The 18,499-nt window shown below is 73.6% G+C and carries 23 protein-coding genes; 9 read left to right on the top strand and 14 right to left on the bottom strand.

Going from position 1 to position 18,499, the window contains the following annotated elements:
* Nucleotides 1–89: 89 nt before the first annotated feature.
* Nucleotides 90–428, top strand: a complete 339-nt coding sequence (locus ACPXCB_RS19205) for a hypothetical protein (RefSeq protein ID WP_425877012.1) — start codon at nt 90–92, stop codon at nt 426–428.
* A 54-nt stretch (nt 429–482) separates the two neighbouring features.
* On the opposite strand, the gene ACPXCB_RS19200 is transcribed toward ACPXCB_RS19205, so the two are convergent.
* Nucleotides 483–965: a DUF2231 domain-containing protein gene (locus tag ACPXCB_RS19200; RefSeq protein ID WP_151456753.1), complete on the bottom strand. Its 483-nt coding sequence runs from the start codon at nt 963–965 to the stop codon at nt 483–485.
* Between the two features lie 226 nt (nt 966–1,191).
* Here ACPXCB_RS19200 and ACPXCB_RS19195 point away from each other — a divergent pair, with 226 nt between their 5' ends.
* Nucleotides 1,192–1,620 (top strand): Fur family transcriptional regulator, encoded by a 429-nt coding sequence (locus ACPXCB_RS19195; protein ID WP_425877011.1) that lies wholly within the window; start codon nt 1,192–1,194, stop codon nt 1,618–1,620.
* A gap of 54 nt (nt 1,621–1,674) precedes the next feature.
* Nucleotides 1,675–2,532: an oxygenase MpaB family protein gene (locus ACPXCB_RS19190; RefSeq protein WP_425877010.1), complete on the top strand. Its 858-nt coding sequence runs from the start codon at nt 1,675–1,677 to the stop codon at nt 2,530–2,532.
* Between the two features lie 88 nt (nt 2,533–2,620).
* Here the strand turns inward: ACPXCB_RS19190 and ACPXCB_RS19185 are convergent, their stop codons facing one another.
* From ACPXCB_RS19185 to ACPXCB_RS19135, 11 genes are all read right to left on the bottom strand, one after another.
* Nucleotides 2,621–3,487, bottom strand: a complete 867-nt coding sequence (locus tag ACPXCB_RS19185; RefSeq protein WP_425877062.1) for a RecB family exonuclease — start codon at nt 3,485–3,487, stop codon at nt 2,621–2,623.
* A gap of 138 nt (nt 3,488–3,625) precedes the next feature.
* Nucleotides 3,626–4,240, bottom strand: a complete 615-nt coding sequence (locus ACPXCB_RS19180; protein ID WP_151456757.1) for a MarC family protein — start codon at nt 4,238–4,240, stop codon at nt 3,626–3,628.
* Between the two features lie 40 nt (nt 4,241–4,280).
* Nucleotides 4,281–5,147, bottom strand: coding sequence for a PHP domain-containing protein (locus ACPXCB_RS19175; protein WP_425877009.1), 867 nt, complete (start codon nt 5,145–5,147; stop codon nt 4,281–4,283).
* A 48-nt stretch (nt 5,148–5,195) separates the two neighbouring features.
* Entirely contained in the window at nt 5,196–6,413 is a 1,218-nt protein-coding gene (locus tag ACPXCB_RS19170; RefSeq protein WP_425877008.1) for a hypothetical protein, read from the bottom strand.
* A gap of 56 nt (nt 6,414–6,469) precedes the next feature.
* Nucleotides 6,470–7,660 carry a SigE family RNA polymerase sigma factor gene (locus ACPXCB_RS19165; RefSeq protein ID WP_425877007.1) on the bottom strand — a complete coding sequence of 397 codons (1,191 nt, stop codon included), beginning with the start codon at nt 7,658–7,660 and terminating at the stop codon, nt 6,470–6,472.
* Between the two features lie 105 nt (nt 7,661–7,765).
* On the bottom strand, nt 7,766–8,641 hold the full coding sequence (locus tag ACPXCB_RS19160; protein ID WP_425877006.1) for a PH domain-containing protein: 876 nt from the start codon (nt 8,639–8,641) through the stop codon (nt 7,766–7,768).
* Nucleotides 8,642–8,647: 6 nt separating this feature from the next.
* The gene (locus ACPXCB_RS19155; RefSeq protein WP_007455302.1) at nt 8,648–8,806 is read right to left on the bottom strand and encodes a hypothetical protein; all 159 of its coding nucleotides are present in this window, start codon (nt 8,804–8,806) and stop codon (nt 8,648–8,650) included.
* A gap of 133 nt (nt 8,807–8,939) precedes the next feature.
* On the bottom strand, nt 8,940–9,641 hold the full coding sequence (locus tag ACPXCB_RS19150; protein WP_425877005.1) for a DUF6758 family protein: 702 nt from the start codon (nt 9,639–9,641) through the stop codon (nt 8,940–8,942).
* A 206-nt stretch (nt 9,642–9,847) separates the two neighbouring features.
* On the bottom strand, nt 9,848–10,471 hold the full coding sequence (locus ACPXCB_RS19145; RefSeq protein WP_425877004.1) for a TrmH family RNA methyltransferase: 624 nt from the start codon (nt 10,469–10,471) through the stop codon (nt 9,848–9,850).
* A 218-nt stretch (nt 10,472–10,689) separates the two neighbouring features.
* On the bottom strand, nt 10,690–11,217 hold the full coding sequence (locus ACPXCB_RS19140) for a hypothetical protein (RefSeq protein WP_192581417.1): 528 nt from the start codon (nt 11,215–11,217) through the stop codon (nt 10,690–10,692).
* 62 nt (nt 11,218–11,279) lie between these two features.
* Nucleotides 11,280–11,795 (bottom strand): MaoC family dehydratase, encoded by a 516-nt coding sequence (locus ACPXCB_RS19135; protein WP_132231598.1) that lies wholly within the window; start codon nt 11,793–11,795, stop codon nt 11,280–11,282.
* A 548-nt stretch (nt 11,796–12,343) separates the two neighbouring features.
* On the opposite strand from ACPXCB_RS19135, the gene trxA reads away from it, so the two are divergent.
* The 3 genes from trxA (at nt 12,344) to ACPXCB_RS19120 (ending at nt 14,245) form a co-directional block, all read left to right on the top strand.
* Nucleotides 12,344–12,706 carry a thioredoxin gene (gene trxA, locus ACPXCB_RS19130; RefSeq protein ID WP_151454943.1) on the top strand — a complete coding sequence of 121 codons (363 nt, stop codon included), beginning with the start codon at nt 12,344–12,346 and terminating at the stop codon, nt 12,704–12,706.
* 193 nt (nt 12,707–12,899) lie between these two features.
* Nucleotides 12,900–13,340 (top strand): hypothetical protein, encoded by a 441-nt coding sequence (locus tag ACPXCB_RS19125; protein WP_425877003.1) that lies wholly within the window; start codon nt 12,900–12,902, stop codon nt 13,338–13,340.
* Nucleotides 13,337–14,245, top strand: a complete 909-nt coding sequence (locus ACPXCB_RS19120) for an HTTM domain-containing protein (protein ID WP_425877002.1) — start codon at nt 13,337–13,339, stop codon at nt 14,243–14,245. Before ACPXCB_RS19125 ends, ACPXCB_RS19120 begins: the two co-directional genes overlap by 4 nt.
* On the opposite strand, the gene ACPXCB_RS19115 is transcribed toward ACPXCB_RS19120, so the two are convergent.
* Nucleotides 14,209–14,628, bottom strand: a complete 420-nt coding sequence (locus ACPXCB_RS19115) for a thiol-disulfide oxidoreductase DCC family protein (protein ID WP_425877001.1) — start codon at nt 14,626–14,628, stop codon at nt 14,209–14,211. The two genes, ACPXCB_RS19120 and ACPXCB_RS19115, sit on opposite strands and share 37 nt — an antisense overlap.
* Before the next feature lie 102 nt (nt 14,629–14,730).
* Between ACPXCB_RS19115 and ACPXCB_RS19110 the strand changes: the two genes are divergently transcribed.
* From ACPXCB_RS19110 to ACPXCB_RS19100, 3 genes are all read left to right on the top strand, one after another.
* Nucleotides 14,731–15,780 (top strand): Rv2578c family radical SAM protein, encoded by a 1,050-nt coding sequence (locus tag ACPXCB_RS19110; RefSeq protein ID WP_425877061.1) that lies wholly within the window; start codon nt 14,731–14,733, stop codon nt 15,778–15,780.
* A 73-nt stretch (nt 15,781–15,853) separates the two neighbouring features.
* Nucleotides 15,854–16,261, top strand: a complete 408-nt coding sequence (locus ACPXCB_RS19105; RefSeq protein ID WP_425877000.1) for a CoA-binding protein — start codon at nt 15,854–15,856, stop codon at nt 16,259–16,261.
* A 112-nt stretch (nt 16,262–16,373) separates the two neighbouring features.
* Nucleotides 16,374–17,144 (top strand): hypothetical protein, encoded by a 771-nt coding sequence (locus ACPXCB_RS19100; RefSeq protein ID WP_425876999.1) that lies wholly within the window; start codon nt 16,374–16,376, stop codon nt 17,142–17,144.
* A gap of 27 nt (nt 17,145–17,171) precedes the next feature.
* On the opposite strand, the gene ACPXCB_RS19095 is transcribed toward ACPXCB_RS19100, so the two are convergent.
* Nucleotides 17,172–18,368 (bottom strand): acyl-CoA dehydrogenase family protein, encoded by a 1,197-nt coding sequence (locus ACPXCB_RS19095; protein WP_311410657.1) that lies wholly within the window; start codon nt 18,366–18,368, stop codon nt 17,172–17,174.
* Between the last annotated feature and the right edge of the window lie 131 nt (nt 18,369–18,499).

The raw sequence follows: 18,499 nt of genomic DNA, 5'->3' as shown, positions 1-18,499 counted from the left end.
GCAGCCACCACCGGCGGGAGCGACGACGAACCGCCGGGCCGCCGCGTCCGGCCGGCCGCCAGGCCGGGGCGTTGGTAGCGTCGGACGGCGTGACGACCCCCACCTCCGGCGGCATCCCGGACGAGTACTGGCGACGGCCCGACGCCTCGCCCGAGCGGCCCACGGGCGCGCCGCCGAGGCCGGCCACGCCACCCCCGGCGCGTGGGAGCGGCTACGCGGGCCCGCCCGCGACCACCCCGCCACCGGCCGGGTGGCGCCCACCGGTGCACCTGCGACCACCACCGCCCCGGCGGCTGCCGGCGCAGGACATGGCGGGACTCGACGCGGCGGAGCAGCGGGCGCAACGACTCACGTACGGCGTGGGCGCGGTCGCCGGCGTGGTGCTGGCGGTCCTCGTCTGCGTGCTCTGCTCCCGGCTCGTGTTCTGACCTCGGCCCGGTCGCGGCCCGCGCCGCCCGTCGGCCCGCCGCGGCGGCGGGACGTCAGAGGGTGTTGCCCCAGACGGTCTCGGCCCCGGAGTGCCCGGTCAGGTAGACGTAGACGAGGCTGACGACGCCGAGCGCCACCACCACGACCGACAGCACCGGGGTCACCCAGGACGGCAGCTTCGGCACCCGCCGGTGCCCGCTCGTCACGAACAGCAGCAGCAGCGACGCCACGGCCAGCGGCAGCACCCAGCGGAACAGGATGTCGCCGTAGCGGGAGTGCGTGAAGATCTGCTCCACGATCGGGCCCTGCATGCCCCGGGCGAGGAACGCGTCGGTCAGCTCCTCCCCCGACTCGACGGCGACGAAGGCCGACACGGGCGCCACCACGGCGAGGATCGCCACCGCCCAGTCCAGCCGCGCCCGGAACCGGGGCAACGCCACGTACGCGGCGGAGAGCAGGGCCAGCAGCGGCACGAGCACGACGACCGCGTGCACCACCAGCACGTGGGCCGGCAGACCCAGGATCTCCTTGAACATCCACACCTCCGGCGGTACGCGGTAGCGGGGCCAGCGTACGGTGCGCCGGTCGACCCGCCCAGTCAGTCTCGATCGGGAACACGCGCCCGGAGCCGGTCCGGTTCACCGTTCCCGGCAAGGAGCCCGCCGACGCGGCGGCCGGCTCGGGGCGACCCGGGTTGTGCCCGGCGCCACCCTGCGCCGGAGGCCGGTTGTCGGTTCCCGACCCGCGTGCTGTCATTGGCACATGCCCGGTGGCGAGGAACTGCTCCGGTCGAGGGGCCTACGGGTCACCCGGCCGCGTCTCGCCGTGCTCGACGTGCTGGCCGCCGGCGGCCACCTCGAGGTCGACGAGATCACCCGCCAGGTGCGCCAGCGCATCGACTCGGTCTCCACCCAGGCGGTCTACGACGTGCTGGGCGCGCTGTCGCGCGCCGGGCTGTCCCGCCGCATCGAGCCCGCTGGCAGCCCCGCCCGCTACGAGGCCCGTGCCGGCGACAACCACCACCACGTCGTCTGCCGGGGCTGCGGCGAGATCGCCGACATCGACTGCGCGGTCGGCAGCGCGCCCTGCCTGGACCCGGTCATCGCCCACGGCTTCGAGGTCGACGAGGCGGAAGTGACGTTCTGGGGCCTCTGTCCCACCTGCCAGGCCCGCCGCTCCGCCGACGACTGACGGCCGAGCGCTCTCCACGCGACGCGCGGCGGCGGGGCGTGGCACCCTTGGTCGGTGGACTCCGATGACCTCGGCCTCTTCGGTCCGGGTTCGGTCACGTGGAAGGTGCACGAGGAGCCGATCCTGATCGTCGCCGGCCTGCGTTCGCTCTATCTCCAGTCGTTGCATCCCCGGGCCATGGCCGGGGTCGCCCAGAACAGCGACTACCGCTCCGACGCCTGGGGCCGCCTGGTGCGTACCGCCACCTACGTGGGCACCACCATCTACGGCACCACCGCCGAGGCGGAGGCCGCGGGGCTCCGGGTACGCCGCCGGCACGCCCGCCTGCGGGCCACCGACCTGTTCACCGGGGAGGAGTTCCGGATCGACGATCCCGAGCTGCTGCGCTGGGTGCACGTCACCGAGGTCGAATCGTTCCTCGACACGGCCCGCCGGGCCGGGCTGCCGCTGACCGCCGACGAGATCGACGGCTACTACACCGAGCAGCGGCGCTCCGCCGCCCTGGTCGGCCTGGATCCGGCGACGGTGCCGGGCACCGCCGCCGAGGTGGCCGACTACTACCGGCGGATCCGTCCGGAGCTGCGGATGACCCGAGAGGCGGCCGAGACGGCGTTCTTCCTCACCGCGCCGCCGATCCCGTGGAAGCTCAGTCTGCCCGCCCGGATCGGGCTCAACCTCGGGCCGCCCCGCTGGGCGTACTTCGGCATCGCCGGCACGGCGCTCGCGCTGCTGCCGGCCTGGGCCCGGCGGATGTACGGCGGGCTGGGCCTGCCGACGACCGCGCTCTCCGCCGACCTGAGCGTCCGGGCGCTGCGGCTGACCCTCGCCACGTTGCCCCGCCGGTGGCGGGAGGGGCCGTTGCAGCAGGCCGCCAAGGAACGCGCCGCCCGGCTCGCCGGCACGCCGGCCTGACCCCACGGCCGAACCGCCCTGCCCGGTGGGCGTCCTGTGCCGGGTCGGCACCTTGTCACGGGCAGGGTGACCGTGCCTGCGGGGGCGGTCAGTCCTTGCCGGACGCCGGGTCGGTCGCGGGCGCGACCACCGGGTCGGCGGCGCGCTCGACGGCCGCCCACGGCTCCTTGCCCGGCGCCTGCGCCCCCACGGGGCAGGTGCGCCGGTAGTCGCACCAGCCGCAGCGGGGGCCCGGCGTGGTCGGGAACGCCTCGTCGGGGTCCTCCCCGTCGGCGACCGCCCGCTCGGCGGCCATGATGTCGCGGGCGGTCTCCTCCGCCCGGGTGAGCTGCCGGGCCAGCGACTCCACGGTGTGCTCGTGCGCGGCCACCGTGCCGGTGGGCAGGTGGTGCAGCTCCACCCGGCGGCACGGCCGGCGGAACACCCGCTCGGCGGCGTACGCGTAGAGCGCCAGCGCCTGCGAGCCGCGCGCGTCGTCGGCGTCCAGCCCCGTGCGGCCCGTCTTGTAGTCGACGATCACCAGCTCCTGGCCGTCGGGCCCGGGGCGGGAGTCGATCCGGTCGGCCCGGCCGTTGAAGGCGAGCACCGCGGTCTTGACCGCCACCACCCGCTCCACGCCGAGGGGGTCGGCCCCGGGCTCCAGGGTCTCGACGTAGGACTCCAGCCAGCCCAGGGCCCGCCGGTAGGCAGCCCGCTCCTGCTCGTCGTCACGGTAGCCCTCACGCACCCAGGTGCCCTTGAGTAACGCGGCGAGCGCCTCCGGCCGACGCCGCTCGGGGCTCAGGGCATACCAGTTCTTGAGGGCGTTGTGCACGCTCGCGCCGAGGGAGTTGTGCGCCCACGGCGGGCCCTTCTGCGGGGCCGGACGGTCGACGTAGGAGTAGCGGTAGCGGCGGGGGCAGTCGGCGTAGGCGCCGAGCTTGCTCGGGGTGCAGACGAAGAGCCGCTCCGGCATGCCCTCGAAGCCGAGCTGCTCGGGCTGCTCGCCGCGCGGCCGGGGCGCCCGGCCGCCGCTGGTGGAGGACCGTCCGGCTGAAGAGGCTCGTCGCACACCGCGATCCTGCCATCCACCCCCGACAGAACCGGCCGCCGGTCAGGTCATGTTGGCGTACTGGGTCACGAACGCGGCCACCGCGTCCGCGATGAGCTGCACCGCGATCGCGGCCAGCAGCAGGCCGGCGATCCGGGTCAGCACCTCGATCCCGCCGGGTCGCAGGATCTTGACGATCCCGCCGGAGAACCGCAGCACGATCCAGACGGTGACCATCACGGCCACGATCGCGGCGGCGATGGCCGTGACGTCCGCCCCGCCGTCGGCCTGCTGGACGAAGAGCATGGTGGCCACGATGGCGCCGGGGCCGGCCAGCAGCGGCGTACCCAGCGGCACCAGGGCGATGTTCGAGGTGGCCTGCTGGCTCGGGTCGTCGGCCTTGCCGGTGAGCAGCTCCAACGCCACCAGGATGAGCAGCAGCCCGCCGGCCGCCTGCAACGCCGGCAGGTCCACGTGCAGGTAGTCGAGCAGCGTCTGCCCCGCCACCGCGAAGATCACGATCACGCCCAGCGCCAGGGCGACGGCCTGCCAGGCGGCGCGGTTACGGTCCCGCGCCGTCAGCGGACCGGTCAACGCCAGGAAGATGGGCATCATGCCCGGCGGGTCGACGATCACCAGCAGGGTCACGAAGACCTCGCCGAACAGCTTGGCATCCACGTGATCAACGTAGCCGCGCCGCCGGAGGCGGAAACGCGGATCAGCCGGAAGCGACCTCGGTCACTCCGCTCGCCTCGCCGACGATCCGCTCGTACGCCCCGGGGTCGGTGGTGAACGCGCCGAGCCGGACGGTCTTGTGGGTGCCGTGGAAGTCCGACGAGCCGGTCACCAGCAGGCCCAGCTCGCCGGCCAGGGCCCGCACGTGCGCCCGCTCGGCCGGGGAGTGGTCCTCGTGGTCGACCTCCAGCCCCGCCAGCCCGATCGCGGCCAGGTCGGCGATCAGCTCGTCGGGCGCGATCCGCCCCCGCCGGGTGGCCCGGGGGTGGGCGAAGACCGGCACACCGCCCGCCGCGCGGACGAGCCGGACCGCGCGGAAGACGTCGATGTCCTCCTTGGGCAGCCGGTAGCGCTCGCCCAGCCAGTCCGGCCCGAACGCCTCCGTGGTGGTGGCCACCAGGCTGGCCCGGATCAGCGCCTGCGCGATGTGCGGCCGGCCCACGGTCCCGCCGCCCGCGCCGGTCAGGATCTCCGGCCAGCTCACGTCGATCCCGTCGGCCCGCAGCAGCGCCACGATCCGCTCGCCCCGCTCCTCGCGGGCGGCCCGCACCCGGGCCAGTTCCGCGACGAGTTCCGGGGCGTCCGGATCGAAGAGGTACGCCAGCAGGTGCAGCGGCAGCGCGGGCTCCTCGCCGTACCACCGACAGGAGAGCTCCGCGCCCCGGACCAGGCTGAGCCCGGCCGGCAGCGCCGCCAGGGCCGGCGCCCAGCCGGCCGTGGTGTCGTGGTCGGTGATCGCCACGACGTCCAGCCCCGACTCCGCCGCCGCCCGCACCAGCTCGGCCGGGCTGAGCGTGCCGTCGCTGGCGGTGGAGTGGGTGTGCAGGTCGATCCGCGGTGCCGCGCTCATCGGCCCGACGCTACCGGCCGGCGGCCCGCCCCGGGCGCGCGGGCGCGGTCAGGAACGGTGGTCGCCGCCCACCGGCACCGCGCGTTCGCCGGAGGGCAGGCCGGTCACGGGCACGGACACGGCCACCTCGCCGTCGAGCACGCGGCTCACCTCGACGCGCACCAGGGCGCCGTCCTCGGTCGGGTAGTGGGCCGTCCCCTGCGGCGTCCACGCCACCGGCCCGGCCACGGGCGGACCGGCCGGGCGGGTCGCCGGTGCGGCGGCGAGCCGGTCCAGGTCGACCAGCAACGCGCGGTCCTGCCGGCCCGCCTTTCCGTTGACCAGGAGCCACTGCCCGTCGGCGGACACCCCGCCGGCTCCGTCGCCGGTCAGCGTCGGCCCGCATCCGGTCCGTACCGGTGCGAGGTCCCGGGCCGGGTCGAGCAGGGCGACACAGGGCCGGCGGGGGGTGCCGGCGGACACCAGCGCGACCGCCAGCCCGTCGGGGCGGGTGCCGTAGACGTGCATGGCGGCGTCGCCCGCGCCGCGCGGCGGACCCGTCGCCGGGCGCCACAGGGCGTGACCGGGCCGGTCGGGAGCGAGGCGGACCAGGACCGTGTCCCCGGCGAAGGCGACCGGTACCGCGTCGGGCGACGCCGGGGTGCGGGCGGCGGCGACGACCTGGGTGCCGACGATGCCCGCGACGACCAGATCCGTCCCCTCCCGCCAGGCGACCTGCCGCCCGTCGGGGCTGAGGACGATGTCCCGGGCCCCGGCCAGGAGCAGGTGTGCCTTGCCGTTCGACAGCACGATCCACAGCGACCGGCCGGCCGCCGTCGGCGCGCCCACCACCGCCCAGCCGGCCCGGTCGGGGAGCCGCTGGGCACGCTCGGCGGCCGTGCCCACCTCGGGCAGGGCGAGCCGCTGCCCGCCGGCGGTGACCAGCACGTCGTTGAGGATGAGGTCCACCTCGCCCCGCGCCAGGTCGGCCTGCGGGGCGGCCGACAGCTGCGGGGTCGGGTCCGGCAACGGCGAGGCGTACGGGTCACCGAGCACCACGGTGGGGTGGGTGGGTCGCCCGGGCTGCTGCCCGAGCTGGGCCATTCCGGCGCTGACCGTCACGGTGGCCACCGCGGCGAGGGCGATCCCGGTCAACGTCCGCCGGCGCCGGGACCGGTCGGCCCGCCGGATCGCCAGTCCCGCCGGATCGGCGACGAGCGGGCGCGTGACGGACACCCGGCGGGCGAACGTCTCCCGGAGCGCCTGCGCCAGCTCGTCCTCGGTCACGGCGAATGGACGCGTCGGGTCTTCGGTCCGGTTGTCACCACGACCGACGGAACGGCTCACCGGTGCTCTCCGGAGCCGGCCGGTACGGCCGGAAGGGCGGCCTGCCGGCCACGCTGCTCGTCACGGGCGGTACGCGACACCGCCCCGGCCCCGGCCCGCGCCCCCGAGGCGACGGGCACCGGATCGCCCGCCGACTCGTCGGTCAGTTCGGCGGGCAAGGTGGCACGCCCGGCGTCCGCCGCCGGAGCAACGGTGGCCGTCTGCGCCGGAAGTTCGGTCGCGGCGCCGCCCGGGGCGGCGGAGACGCCTCCCGACCGGCCGGAGGCGGCGGCGGAGGTGACGCCTGCCGACCGGCCCGGGGCGGTGCCGCCTCCCGGCCGGCCCTGGGCCATGGCGCCTGCCGACCGGCCGGGGGCGGCAGTGGTGGTGCCGCCCGGACCGCCCGCCGTGGCCGGCGCGACGAGCGGCGACGGGGCGTTCGTCGCCGCGACCACGGCCGCCGCGTCCTCGCCCACCACCATCGTCGGCGCCCCGTAGGCCGTCGACGGGCGGATCGGCGCGCCGCCGCGGACCGGAGCAGGACGGTCGGTGCCGCCCTGCGCGGGAGTGGGACGATCGGCGCCACCCTGAGCGGGAGCGGGAGCGGGAGCGGGAGTGGGACGGTCGGCGCCGCCGCGGGCGGGGGTGGGGCGGTCGGCGCCGCCGGCCCGGGGCAGGGCCGGGGTCGGGTCGGCCCCGGCCGGCAGGTCGAGGACAGCCTCGGCGCCCATGCGACGACGCAGGGTGCCCAGGGCGCGCGACGTCTGGCTCTTGACCGTGCCGGGCGAGATGCCGAGCAGCGCGGCGGTCTGCGCCTCGGACATGTCCTCGTAGAACCGCAGCACGAGCACCGCCCGCTGCCGGCTGGGCAGCGCGCTCAGGTGGCGCCAGAGCAGGTCCCGGTCGAGCTGCTGCTCGATCTCGTCGATCCCGGCCCGCTCCGGCAGCACGTCGGTGGGGCGTTCACCGTGCCAGCGCCGCCGCCACCAACTGGTCGAAGTATTGATCATGACACGGCGGGCGTACGGCTCGATCGCCTCGATCCCGCCGAGCCGCTTCCAGGCCAGGTACGTCTTGGTCAACGCGGTCTGCAACAGATCCTCGGCGGTGGCCCAGTCCCCGCTGAGCAGGTAGGCGGTGCGCAGCAGGGCGCCAGAGCGGGCCGCGACGAAGTCGCGGAACTCCTCCTCCAGGGGATCCCTGCTCACCACCAGCCACCTCCGCACCCCGTTGTCCTGGCAGGTTGCCATGCCCGGGGTGGTCGGGTCGACGGCGAACGGTGCGCACTTCCTCCGATGTTCGGACGAAAAGTTTCACGCCCCGTCGTCGGCCTTGGCCTCGTCGGCCTCCTTGCCCAGCCGCGCCTCGACCGCCTGCGGCTCGTACATCTCCTCGACGACACGCAGGTAGAGCTCGTTGGGGTTGGGCAGGTTCTTGATCTCACGCAGCGCCTGCTCCTGGCCGGCGGACTCAAGCACGAAGGTGCCGTAGTTGAGCGCCCGGCCGGTCGGGCTCTGCTCGTACTTCATGTCGGTGACCCGGACCAGCGGCATCATCGCGACCCGCCGGGTGATGATGCCGTTGACCACCATCACCCGCTTGTTCGTCAGGATGAAGCGGTCGTACCACCAGTCGGCGACCTTCCAGGCCACCCACCCCATCACGGCGAACCAGAGCAGCACCGCGATCGTGGTGAGCGCGCCCACGTCCTGCCCGGCGAGGAAGCCGGAGAGGTAGCCCAGCACGAAGGTCGCGGCGATGCCGACCAGTAGCGGGGTGGAGAGGTGGATCCAGTGCCGCTTCCACTCGCCCCGGTAGCGCTCGGTCGGGAAGAGGTAGCGCGCCACCAGCGAGCTGGGCTCGTCCTCCAACGGCAGCACCCGGCGGGGCGCCATGCCGGCGGCGTCGGCCCGCAGACCGGCCAGCTCGTCCTCGGAGATCTGCGGTGGCTGGTAGCCGGCCTCCGGGTCACGGACCCAGGACCGACCGGACCGACCTTCCCCGGCGTACGCCGGGCCGTCGCCGAAGCCGGCGTCGTCCGAGAGGGAGGGACCGTCGGAGAGACCCGGACCGGTGCCGTAGCCCGGCCCGTCGTCGGGGCCGATCCGAGGGATCGGCTCCGTGTCCCGCTCCCGGCGCTCCCGATCGGGATCGTCGGGATCGAAGGGTGGACCGGAGGGGTTTCCCATCGGCGGCTAGGCGACGAGGCTGGTGAAAAAGTCGCCGAATCCCTGGGCGATGTCCATGATCCCGCCGCCCAGTGACTTGAACACGTCCGCCGCAGAATTTGGCCGATATGCGACGAAGAAGATCAAGAATGCGATTCCGGCCCAGGTGAGGACCTTCTTGACCATGGCGGGCCATCCTCTCGCGCGGCGCCGGGTCCCATTACCGCAGCGGTACCCAGAGTATCAGTGTGGTGTCGTACAGTGAATATCTGCGTCCTTTCTCCGACATTCCGGGATGCCTGTCAAGCCCTGGGGCCCGTCAAGCCTTCCCGTGCAGATACGGAGACGGTGCGCCGTACACGAGCTCGGGCGGTGTCCACTCGGTCAGGTCGTGCAACACGACTTCTTCCGCGAGGAGGTGACCCGCACTCGCCGGCCAGGCTATCGCATGGAGCCACAATCCCCGAGCCTCGCCGGCGTACGCGCTTCGATCCGTCGGCGAGTTCACGAGCCACAGTGGAGTCGGATGGCCGGCCACCTTGATCCTGGCCTGCCCGACATGCTCCGGATGCCCCGGCCCGGGATCGGTCAACGCCTGCGCGAGTTCCGGGCCCGGATCCGGTCCGGCCAGACCCGCGAACCGGGTGCCCAGGCCGACGCCCGGCTCCTCGGCGACGAAGACCAGGTCCGCGGGGCCCCCGCCGAACGGCTCCGGGCCGGCGCAGGCGACCGCCGTGGCGTGCACCCCGGTGCGTTCGTCGCCGGCGTACGCCACACCGGTCATGGTCCAGCCCGTCGGCAGTGGCCACGGGCACCACAGCGGCGTCCTCGGCCGGGTCGGCGGGTCGGCGGCGGCGACGATCCGTTCCACCACGCTGGCCACGATCTCGGTCCCGATGTGCTCGGGCACGTGCAGCGGGGAAACCGGTCCGCAGTCCAGGCAGCGCGACTCGGTGTGCATCAGGTCCGGCGCCCGCACCGGTCCACCACATTTCGGGCAACTCACCGCGACACTCACCATCCCACCGTCACCCCCGCACGCCGCCCCGTCAAGCGGAGCGCCGGTTTCGGTGCCGCCGACTGCCTCCCGGGGCGGGTCGGCTCAGGTCCCCCGACGAGCCGGGGCCGGCGAGCGACGGCAGGCAGTCCGGGGAGCGACGGCAGACAGCCCGGGGAGCGACGGCGGTCAGCCCGGGGAGCGACGGGCGGCCCGGGGAGCGACGGCGGTCAGCCCGGCGGCGGCCCGGCGTGCGTACGGATCCAGGCGTGCATGGCGATGCCGCTGGCCACGCCGGCGTTGATCGACCGGGTGGAGCCGTACTGGGCGATCGAGAAGAGCTGGTTGCAGGCGGCACGCGCCGGATCCGACAGGCCCGGGCCCTCCTGCCCGAACAGCAGGACGCAGCGCCGGGGCAGGGTGGTGGTCTCCAGCGGCCGGGAGCCGGGCAGGTTGTCGATGCCGACGACCGGCAACTCCCGTCCGGCCGCCCACGCGACGAACTCCTCGATGGTCTCGTGATGCCGGACGTGCTGGTAGCGGTCGGTCACCATGGCGCCGCGCCGGTTCCACCGCCGGCGGCCGACGACGTGCACCTCGGCGGCGAGGAAGGCGTTGGCGTTGCGGACGACCGTGCCGATGTTGAAGTCGTGCTGCCAGTTCTCGATCGCGACGTGGAAGTCGTGCCGCCGCCGGTCCAGGTCGGCCACCACGGCCTCGCGCCGCCAGTAGCGGTACCGGTCGACGACGTTGCGCCGGTCGCCCTCGGCGAGCAGCTCGGGGTCGTACCGCGGGTCGTCCGGCGGGTCCCCGGGCCACGGTCCCACGCCGACGTCGAGCTGGTCTCCGGTCACGGTCACGCAGGTTACGGCCCACGGACCCCGCCCCGGGTCGCGACCCCGGCGCGGGCACGGGACCCGACCGGCGCGGAGGGCACCGACCGCGCGGGCGCCGAGTCAACCGGAGCGGACACCGGTCGACCGGGGCGAACGCCGGGCCAACGGGGTCGGACGCGGAGGTCGACCGGCGGACGCCGGGTCGACCGGAGCGGGGACGGAGCGACCGGGGCGGTTCAGCGCAGCCCCAACGCGCCGCCGAGCCGGTCGAGGAAGCGGCGGTCGGCGGGGGCCGGCGGCAGCCCCGGGGCCCCGGCCGTCGCCGCCCTGCACACCCGGGCCGCCACCGACTGCACCCATTGCCGGTACGCGGCCGAGTCGGCGGGATCTGCCCGCCGCCGCAGCACCCGGGTCGCGGCGCGGCAGGCGGCCAGCAGGTCCACCACGTCGGTGAGGCGCTCGACGGGATCGCCCGCCCCGTCGTGCCGGGCGTAGATGGCGGCGACCACCGCGCGTACGAGATCGCTGTCGAAAGCCCGGCCGGCCGCGACCGCGTCCAGGCCGGCGAGCCCGGCGGCGACTCCCGGATGGGGCCTTCCGGGGCCGGGCGCGGCGGCGGCCACGATCACGCGGCCGGGCAGGCTGGTCAGCAGGTCCCACTCGGCGGCGGAGTAGACGGCGGTGGTCAGCGGTGCGGCACGGCGGCCGGCAGAGGACGGCTCTCCGGCGACGGAGTGGCTCATGGGGACCTCCGGCGCCAGCATATGCCCCGGATCGGAAGAAGGGCCCCTACCACCCGGAACCCGGATGAGAAGGGGCCCGTCGGTCAGCGCGGCTCGGGGAAGCTGGGCCGTTCCGGGTCGACGCCCTCGGGCACCGCCGCCGTCGCGTACTCCTTCTTCGGGACCATCACCCGGCGGCGGAAGACGCACACCATCGTGCCGTCCTGGTTGTAGCCCCGGGTCTCCACGGAGACCACGCCCCGGTCGGGCTTGGAGGACGACTCGCGCTTGTCCAGCACGGTGGTCTCGCCGTAGATCGTGTCGCCGTGGAAGGTGGGCGCCACGTGCCGCAGGGACTCCACCTCGAGGTTCGCGATGGCCTTGCCGCTGACGTCGGGCACCGACATGCCCAGCAGCAGGGAGTAGATGTAGTTGCCGACCACCACGTTGCGCTTGAACTGGCTCGCCGTCTCGGCGTAGTGCGCGTCCATGTGCAGCGGGTGGTGGTTCATGGTGAGCAGGCAGAAGAGGTGGTCGTCGTACTCGGTGACCGTCTTGCCGGGCCAGTGCCGGTAGACCGCGCCGACCTCGAACTCCTCGTAGTAGCGGCCGAACTGCATCCTTGTCCCCTTCGACGGGCGGCGATGGAGTTCGGCACAGCATGCCTTATGGAGTGTTAAGGCGAGGCGCGGGGCGCGTGGCGTGCGGAAATGTCACACCGCCACAACCGGGGGGAGACGCAATGAGCGGCGGGGCCCTCCCCGGCACCCGCCGCCCACGCTCTGATGCGGAAGATTCTGCCGTACGGGAAGGCGAACCGAACAGAGACGGAGGTCACATTTACCTTTTCGTAACACTACTGTGCGTGCTCGGCCGACCGAACCTCGGCGATCTCCGCACGCCGGATTGCCGCTTGTCAACCGCCTGATTGCTCATTCGTTCCGGTCAATCGTGTCGATCTCCCTGGAAACGCTCCCATCACGACCGGTCACGCAAATGCGTCGTGCACTTGCGTACCGCAACGGCGAGCAGCAACCATCGTCATCGATGTGAACGTGACCTGCGCAACGCCGTGACGAGCACGTTTCGGCGGAAGCGGGCCGGGAATTCCACGAGGTACGCCCCGGTTCCACCAGACGTAGCTATTCCGCGCCGATCGGAGACTTTCATGGCAACCGTAGAGCTGACCACGGCAAACTTCGACGAGGTGACCGGCAGCGACGGCATCGTGCTGGTCGACTTCTGGGCCGACTGGTGTGGCCCGTGCAAGCGGTTCGCCCCGGTCTACGAGCGCTCCTCCGACAAGCACTCCGAGATCGTGTTCGGCAAGGTCGACACCGAGGCGCAGCAGGAGCTGGCCGCCAAGTTCGACGTCCGCTCGATCCCGACCATCATGGCGATCCGCGACGGCGTCATCGTCTTCGCCCAGCCCGGCGCTCTCCCCGAGTCCGCCCTGGAGAACCTGATCGAGCAGGTCCAGGCCCTCGACATGGACGACGTCCGCGAGAAGCTGGCCGGACACAGCCACTGAGCCGCAGTGCTCCACGACGGCTGGGCCCCGACGGGCCCGGCCGTCGTCGTCCACCCGGGCGGTGACGGGGAGCGGCCGGCACACGCATCTCCGCCCTGCGCCCGAAACGCGGCAGCCCTGGCCCGCCGGCCAGCGGGAAGTGGCCGTCGGAGGGAGCCGAGGCGGGCGGTACATCCCGTATCGTCACGACCCGATGGAAACCTTGACCACCCGCGGTCGCGCCGCCCGGCTCGCCGCCTCCGCCCTCGGCCTGGCCGTCCTGGCGGCCGGCACCGTCTGGGGCACCGACGACCACTTCCCGTTCGGCCCGTTCCGGATGTACTCCACGTCCAACCCGCCGAACTCCCCCGCCCCGGACACCCGCGTCGAGGGCGTGGACGGCAGCGGAGCGGTCGTCGACCTGGGCGAGCGGGCCACCGGCATCCGCCGGGCCGAGATCGAGGGCCAGCAGAGCCGCTACGCCGCCGACCCCGCGCTGCTCGCCGAGGTCGCCGACGCGTACGCCGAGCGCCACCCGGACGCGGCGGCGCTGGTCGAGGTCCGCATCGTCATCCGCTGGCACGGCATCCGCGACGGGCGACCCACCGGCCGCTGGACCGACGAGACCGTGGTCGCCTGGCAGGCGGACCGATGAGCCGCTGGTTGACCGAGGCGGTGCCCCGCGGCCGGGTGGCCGCCTTCCGCACGCTGATCTACCTCTTCGTCGCCGCCGACCTGGTCGTCTTCACGCCCTGGGTACGCACCCGGGTGGCGGTGCCCGGCGAGCTCTACCAGCCGCTGCTGGTCGGCCGGGTGCTGCCCCTGCCGACGCCGACCCAGACCCTGGTCACCGTCGTCTTCTGGGCCCTGCTGCTGCTCGCCCTGCTCGCCGCGACCGGCCGGGCACCACGCCTGCTCGGCTGGGCGGTCTTCGCGCTCTACTTCGAGTGGATGATCGTCGCGATGAGCTACGGCAAGGTCGACCACGACCGGTTCGGCCTGCTCGTCGCGCTGGCCGTGCTGCCCACCGCCGGGCGGGCCCGGCACGGCGACACCACCCGCACCGAGGCGGGCGGCTGGGCGCTACGGGTCACCCAGATCGCCGTCATCTGCACGTACTTCCTGGCCGCCTGGGCCAAGCTGCGCTTCGGCGGGCTGGACTGGCTGACCGGCTCGGTGCTGGCGCGGGCGATCCTCCGCCGCGGCACCGAGCTTGCCGACCTGGTCGCCTCGGTGCCGTACCTGCTGATCGTCGCCCAGTTCGGCATCGTCGCCTTCGAGCTGCTCAGCCCGGTGGTGTTCCTGCTCAGGGAGCGCTGGCGGCTGGCCATGGTGGGCTTCTTCTACTCATTCCACCTGGTCACCGTCGCGACCATCACGATCTCGTTCGCGCCGCACCTGGCGGCGATGACCAGCTTCCTGCCGCTGGAGCGGGTCCGGCCGGTCGTCTGGGCGCGCCGGCTGTTCACCCGCCGGGGACGGGACACCGCAGCGTCCGCTGGCACCGCGCCGGCACTCGCGGGTCAGGCGTCCGCGGCCGGGCGACCGGACGGTCCGTAGAGGCGCTCCCGCGCCTCCTGCGGCAGCGCGCAGGCGGCCGTGCCGCCGGGGAGCCGGTGCCGGTTGCGGGCCACCCAGCGGTACGCGGGCCAGGCGGCGGCGCGTACCGGCGGGAAGGCGAGGCCGGTGCCCGCGAGCCGCCAGAGCGGACCGCTGTCGCGGAGCAGCCTGGCGATGGCGTCCGGGCCGGCCGCGCGGGAGCCGTCGGCGCCCACCCACTGGACCGCCTCCTCGCACTCGGCCTCGCTCAGGCCGAGCGCGTCGAGGTCGGCGAACTGCCACGGCACCACCCGCACGCCCGTCGGGATGCGCCGGTCGATGAACTCGGCGCACCGGGTGCAGAACGCGCAGTCCCCGTCGTAGACGAACGTCGACCTCTCCATGCCCTCCATCCTCCACCCGCCAGGCGCGCGCGGTGTCGCGAGGTGGGCGGGAACACGGCGGGTCGCTTGCGCTCTGCTCGTACGCGTGTTCGAATGAGGGCCATGCGCTGGGACAACCTCGCCGCTCCCCCGGACGAGGGAGTCCCCGACCGGGCAGCGCCAGCGACACCACCCCTGCCGCTGGCGCTGCCCGGAGCGGTCGCCCGCACCTTCGACACGCCGGGCTTCGCCGGCATGACGTTCTACGAGGTGCAGGCCAAGTCGATCATCAACAAGGTGCCCGGCACGTCCCGGGTCCCGTTCGAGTGGACGATCAACCCCTACCGCGGATGCAGTCATGCATGCAAATACTGCTTTGCGCGGAACACGCACACCTATCTCGACCTCGACGCCGGGGAGGACTTCGACCGGAAGGTCATCGTCAAGGTCAACGCCGGTGAGCTGGTCCGGCGGGAGCTGGCCGCACCGCGTTGGCGGGGCGCGCCCGTCGCGATGGGCACCAACGTCGACTGCTACCAGCGGGCCGAGGGGCGCTACCAGCTCATGCCGCAGATCATCGCGGCCCTGCGCGACTTCGCGAACCCGTTCTCGATCCTCACGAAGGGCACGCTGATCCTGCGTGACCTGCCGCTGCTGCGCCAGGCCGCCGAGGTCACCCGGGTCGGCGTGTCGTACTCGGTGGGCTTCGTCGACGAGCGGCTCTGGCGGGCGGTGGAGCCGGGGACCCCCAGCCCGAGGCGGCGGCTGGACGCCGTACGGGCGCTGGCCGACGCCGGCTTCGAGGTGAGCGTGCTGATGGCGCCGATCCTGCCCGGGCTCAGCGACGACGACGAGTCGATCGACGCGACCGTGGCGGCCATCGCCGCCGCCGGGGCGACCAGCGCGACGCCACTGGCGCTGCACCTGCGCCCGGGTGCCCGGGAGTGGTACGCGCGCTGGCTGGGCCGCGAGTTCCCGCACCTGGTCCCCCGCTACCGCGAGCTCTACCGCTCCGGCGCGTACGCCCCGCAGTCCTACCAGCGGGAACTGACGGCGCGGGTGCGCATCGCGGCACGCCGGCACGGGCTGCCCCGGGGCGAGCGCGGCGACGACCACCGCCGCACCGGACCGGCGCCCGCGCCGCCGCCCGCCGAGCAGCTCACTCTCCTGTAGAGGTCGCGGGAGCCCGCGCGGCTGCGCAGCGCGCTCGCGGGCGGGGGCTGAGCGGCGGGGTTAGAGTCGACGGGTGCGTTCCGCTCAGCAGATCCTCGCCGACTCCGCCGTGATCGCCGTCGTGGGCGCGTCCCGCGACCCGCGCAAGGCCGCGCACAGCGTGCCGTTGCAGATGCAGCGGTACGGCTGGCGGATCATCCCGGTGAACCCGACGGCCGACGAGCTCTTCGGCGAGCGGGTCTACCGGTCCCTTGCCGACATCCCGCACCCCGTGGACCTGGTCGACGTGTTCCGGCCGGCGCAGGACGCGGTCGACGTGGTGCGCGAGGCGGTGGCGGTCGGCGCTCCGGCGGTCTGGTTGCAGCTCGGCATCGTCTCGGCCGAGGCGCGGCGGATCGCCACGCAGGCGGGCGTCGACTACGTCGAGGATCGTTGCCTGATCGTCGAGCGCGCCGCCGCCGGCCTGACCCGGCTGGGCTGATCGGGCTCGGGAAGTCCCGGCACGGCGGTCAGTCCCGCGCCGTGGCGGTTGTACGAGTCGGCTGGGCGGTGGGTCAGGCCCGCACGTTGTCGACGGCTCGTACCCTGCGGTCATGTCTGTCCGCCTGTCCGGCCGGCTGCCGAAGCGCGACGACGGGCTCTGGTCCCGCCGGCTGCTGGCCGCGACGGTGGCCGCAATGGTGGCGGTGACGGTGGCCGCCGCGCTGTTCCGGGTTCCCCGGTTCGAGCCCGATGTCTGTGTCTTCTGGCTCTTCGTCGGTGTGACCGCGCTGCTGCGGCGGTGGTGTCCGCGGCAGGACGCCCGGCTGGTCTGGCGGGAACGGGTGGCCGGCCTGGACGGCACGGAGCCCGGTCTGGTCGCTCGGCGGTCCCTGGCCGGCTGGGTCGGCCTCGTCACCGCCCTGGCCTGGGCGACGGCGGCGACGCTGGTGGTGACGATGGCGCTGCCCGCCGACCCGCAGTGGGCCCGGGGCGTACGGCTGGTGCTCCTGGTCGGATTGGCGGCGGCGGGCGGTTTCGTCGCCTATTCCGGCGTGCGGTTCACCGGTCGGTTGGCGCTGACGGCGAGCGGGATCCGGCACGGCCGCCGCCGGTACGACTGGTCCAACATCGACCGGGTGAGCCTGCACCGGGAGGACGGCCGGCTCGCCGGGGTGCGGCTGCGGCCGAGGGTGTGGCGGTCGCTGGAGCCGGCGCCGGTGGTCGGCGGCCGGGACGTGGCGGTGCCGGAGCAGCGCCTGGCCGCCGCGATCGAGGCCTACCGGGAACGACCGCGGGTGCTGGCGGCGGGGCCGGTCACCGCACCGGAACCCGCCGCCGGTGCCGACGCCTCAGGTAGAGGAAGGGCCCCTTCCTCTACCTGAGGCGTCAGGAAGGTGCCCTTCCTCACCTCAGAGCTTGTACTGCTTGAGCAGGCCGCGGGAGATGATCGTCTTCTGGATCTCCGAGGTGCCCTCGCCGATGAGCAGGAACGGGGCCTCGCGCATCAGCCGCTCGATCTCGTACTCCTTGGAGTAGCCGTAGCCGCCGTGGATGCGGAACGCCTCCTGGACGACCTCGGCGCAGTATTCCGAGGCGAGCAGCTTGGCCATGCCGGCCTCGACGTCGTTGCGTTGGCCGGCGTCCTTGAGGCGGGCGGCGTTGACCATGAGCGCGTGGGCCGCCTCGATCTTGGTGCCCATCTCGGCGAGCTTGAAGGCGACGGCCTGGTGCTTCGCGAGCGGCTGGCCGAAGGTGTGGCGCTGCTGGGCGTACGCGACGGCGAGTTCGAAGGCGCGGATGGAGATGCCGCAGGCGCGGGCGGCCACGTTGACCCGACCGACCTCGATGCCGTCCATCATCTGGTAGAAGCCGCGGCCGACCTTCTCCGCGCCGCCGAGGACGGCGGACTCGGGAACGGTCACGCCGTCGAGCACCATCTCGGTGGTCTCGACGCCCTTGTAGCCCATCTTGTCGATCTTGCCGGGGATGGTCAGGCCGGGCGCGGTCTCGCCGAAGCCGGGCTCCTTCTCCAGCAGGAAGGTGCTCATGTTGCCGTAGACCGAGTCGGCGCCGGTGTCGGTCTTGACCAGGGTCGCCACCACCGACGAGTACGCCCCGTTGGTCAGCCACATCTTCTGGCCGTTGATGACGTACCGGTCGCCGTCGCGGACGGCCTTCGACTTGATCGCGGAGACGTCGGAGCCGCACTCCGGCTCGGACATCGAGAAGGCGCCGCGCACCTCGCCGGTCGCCATCTTCGGCAGCAGCCGGGCCTTCTGCTCGGCGGAGCCGTGCTGGGAGATCAGGTAGGCCACGATGAAGTGGGTGTTGACGATGCCGGAGATCGACATCCAGCCCCGCGACAGCTCCTCGACCACCAGCGCGTAGGTGAGCAGGGACTCGCCGAGCCCGCCGTACTCCTCGTCGATGGTGAGACCGAAGAGGCCCATCTCGCGCATCCCGTCGAGGATGTCGCTCGGGTACTCGTCGGCGTGCTCCAGCCGCTGTGCGTGCGGGATGATCTCCTTGTCGGCGAACTCCCGGACGGTCTCCAGGATCGACCGTTGCACATCGGTCAGGCCGGGCGTCTGGGCGAGTCGGGCCATCTCAGCCTCCGGGGGTCGGCGCCTTACTCATGGGTAACTGAACGCTTCGCCAGTATTGGCCGCACGGCGGTCGAGGCCAAGGTGACCAGTCCACACAACCGCTGTGAAAAGGTTCACCGCTGCGGGTAGCG

This window comes from Micromonospora sp. DT62, from assembly GCF_049847285.1.
GTDB lineage: Bacteria > Actinomycetota > Actinomycetes > Mycobacteriales > Micromonosporaceae > Micromonospora > Micromonospora reichwaldensis.
This window is presented reverse-complemented; position numbering and strand designations above follow the sequence as displayed.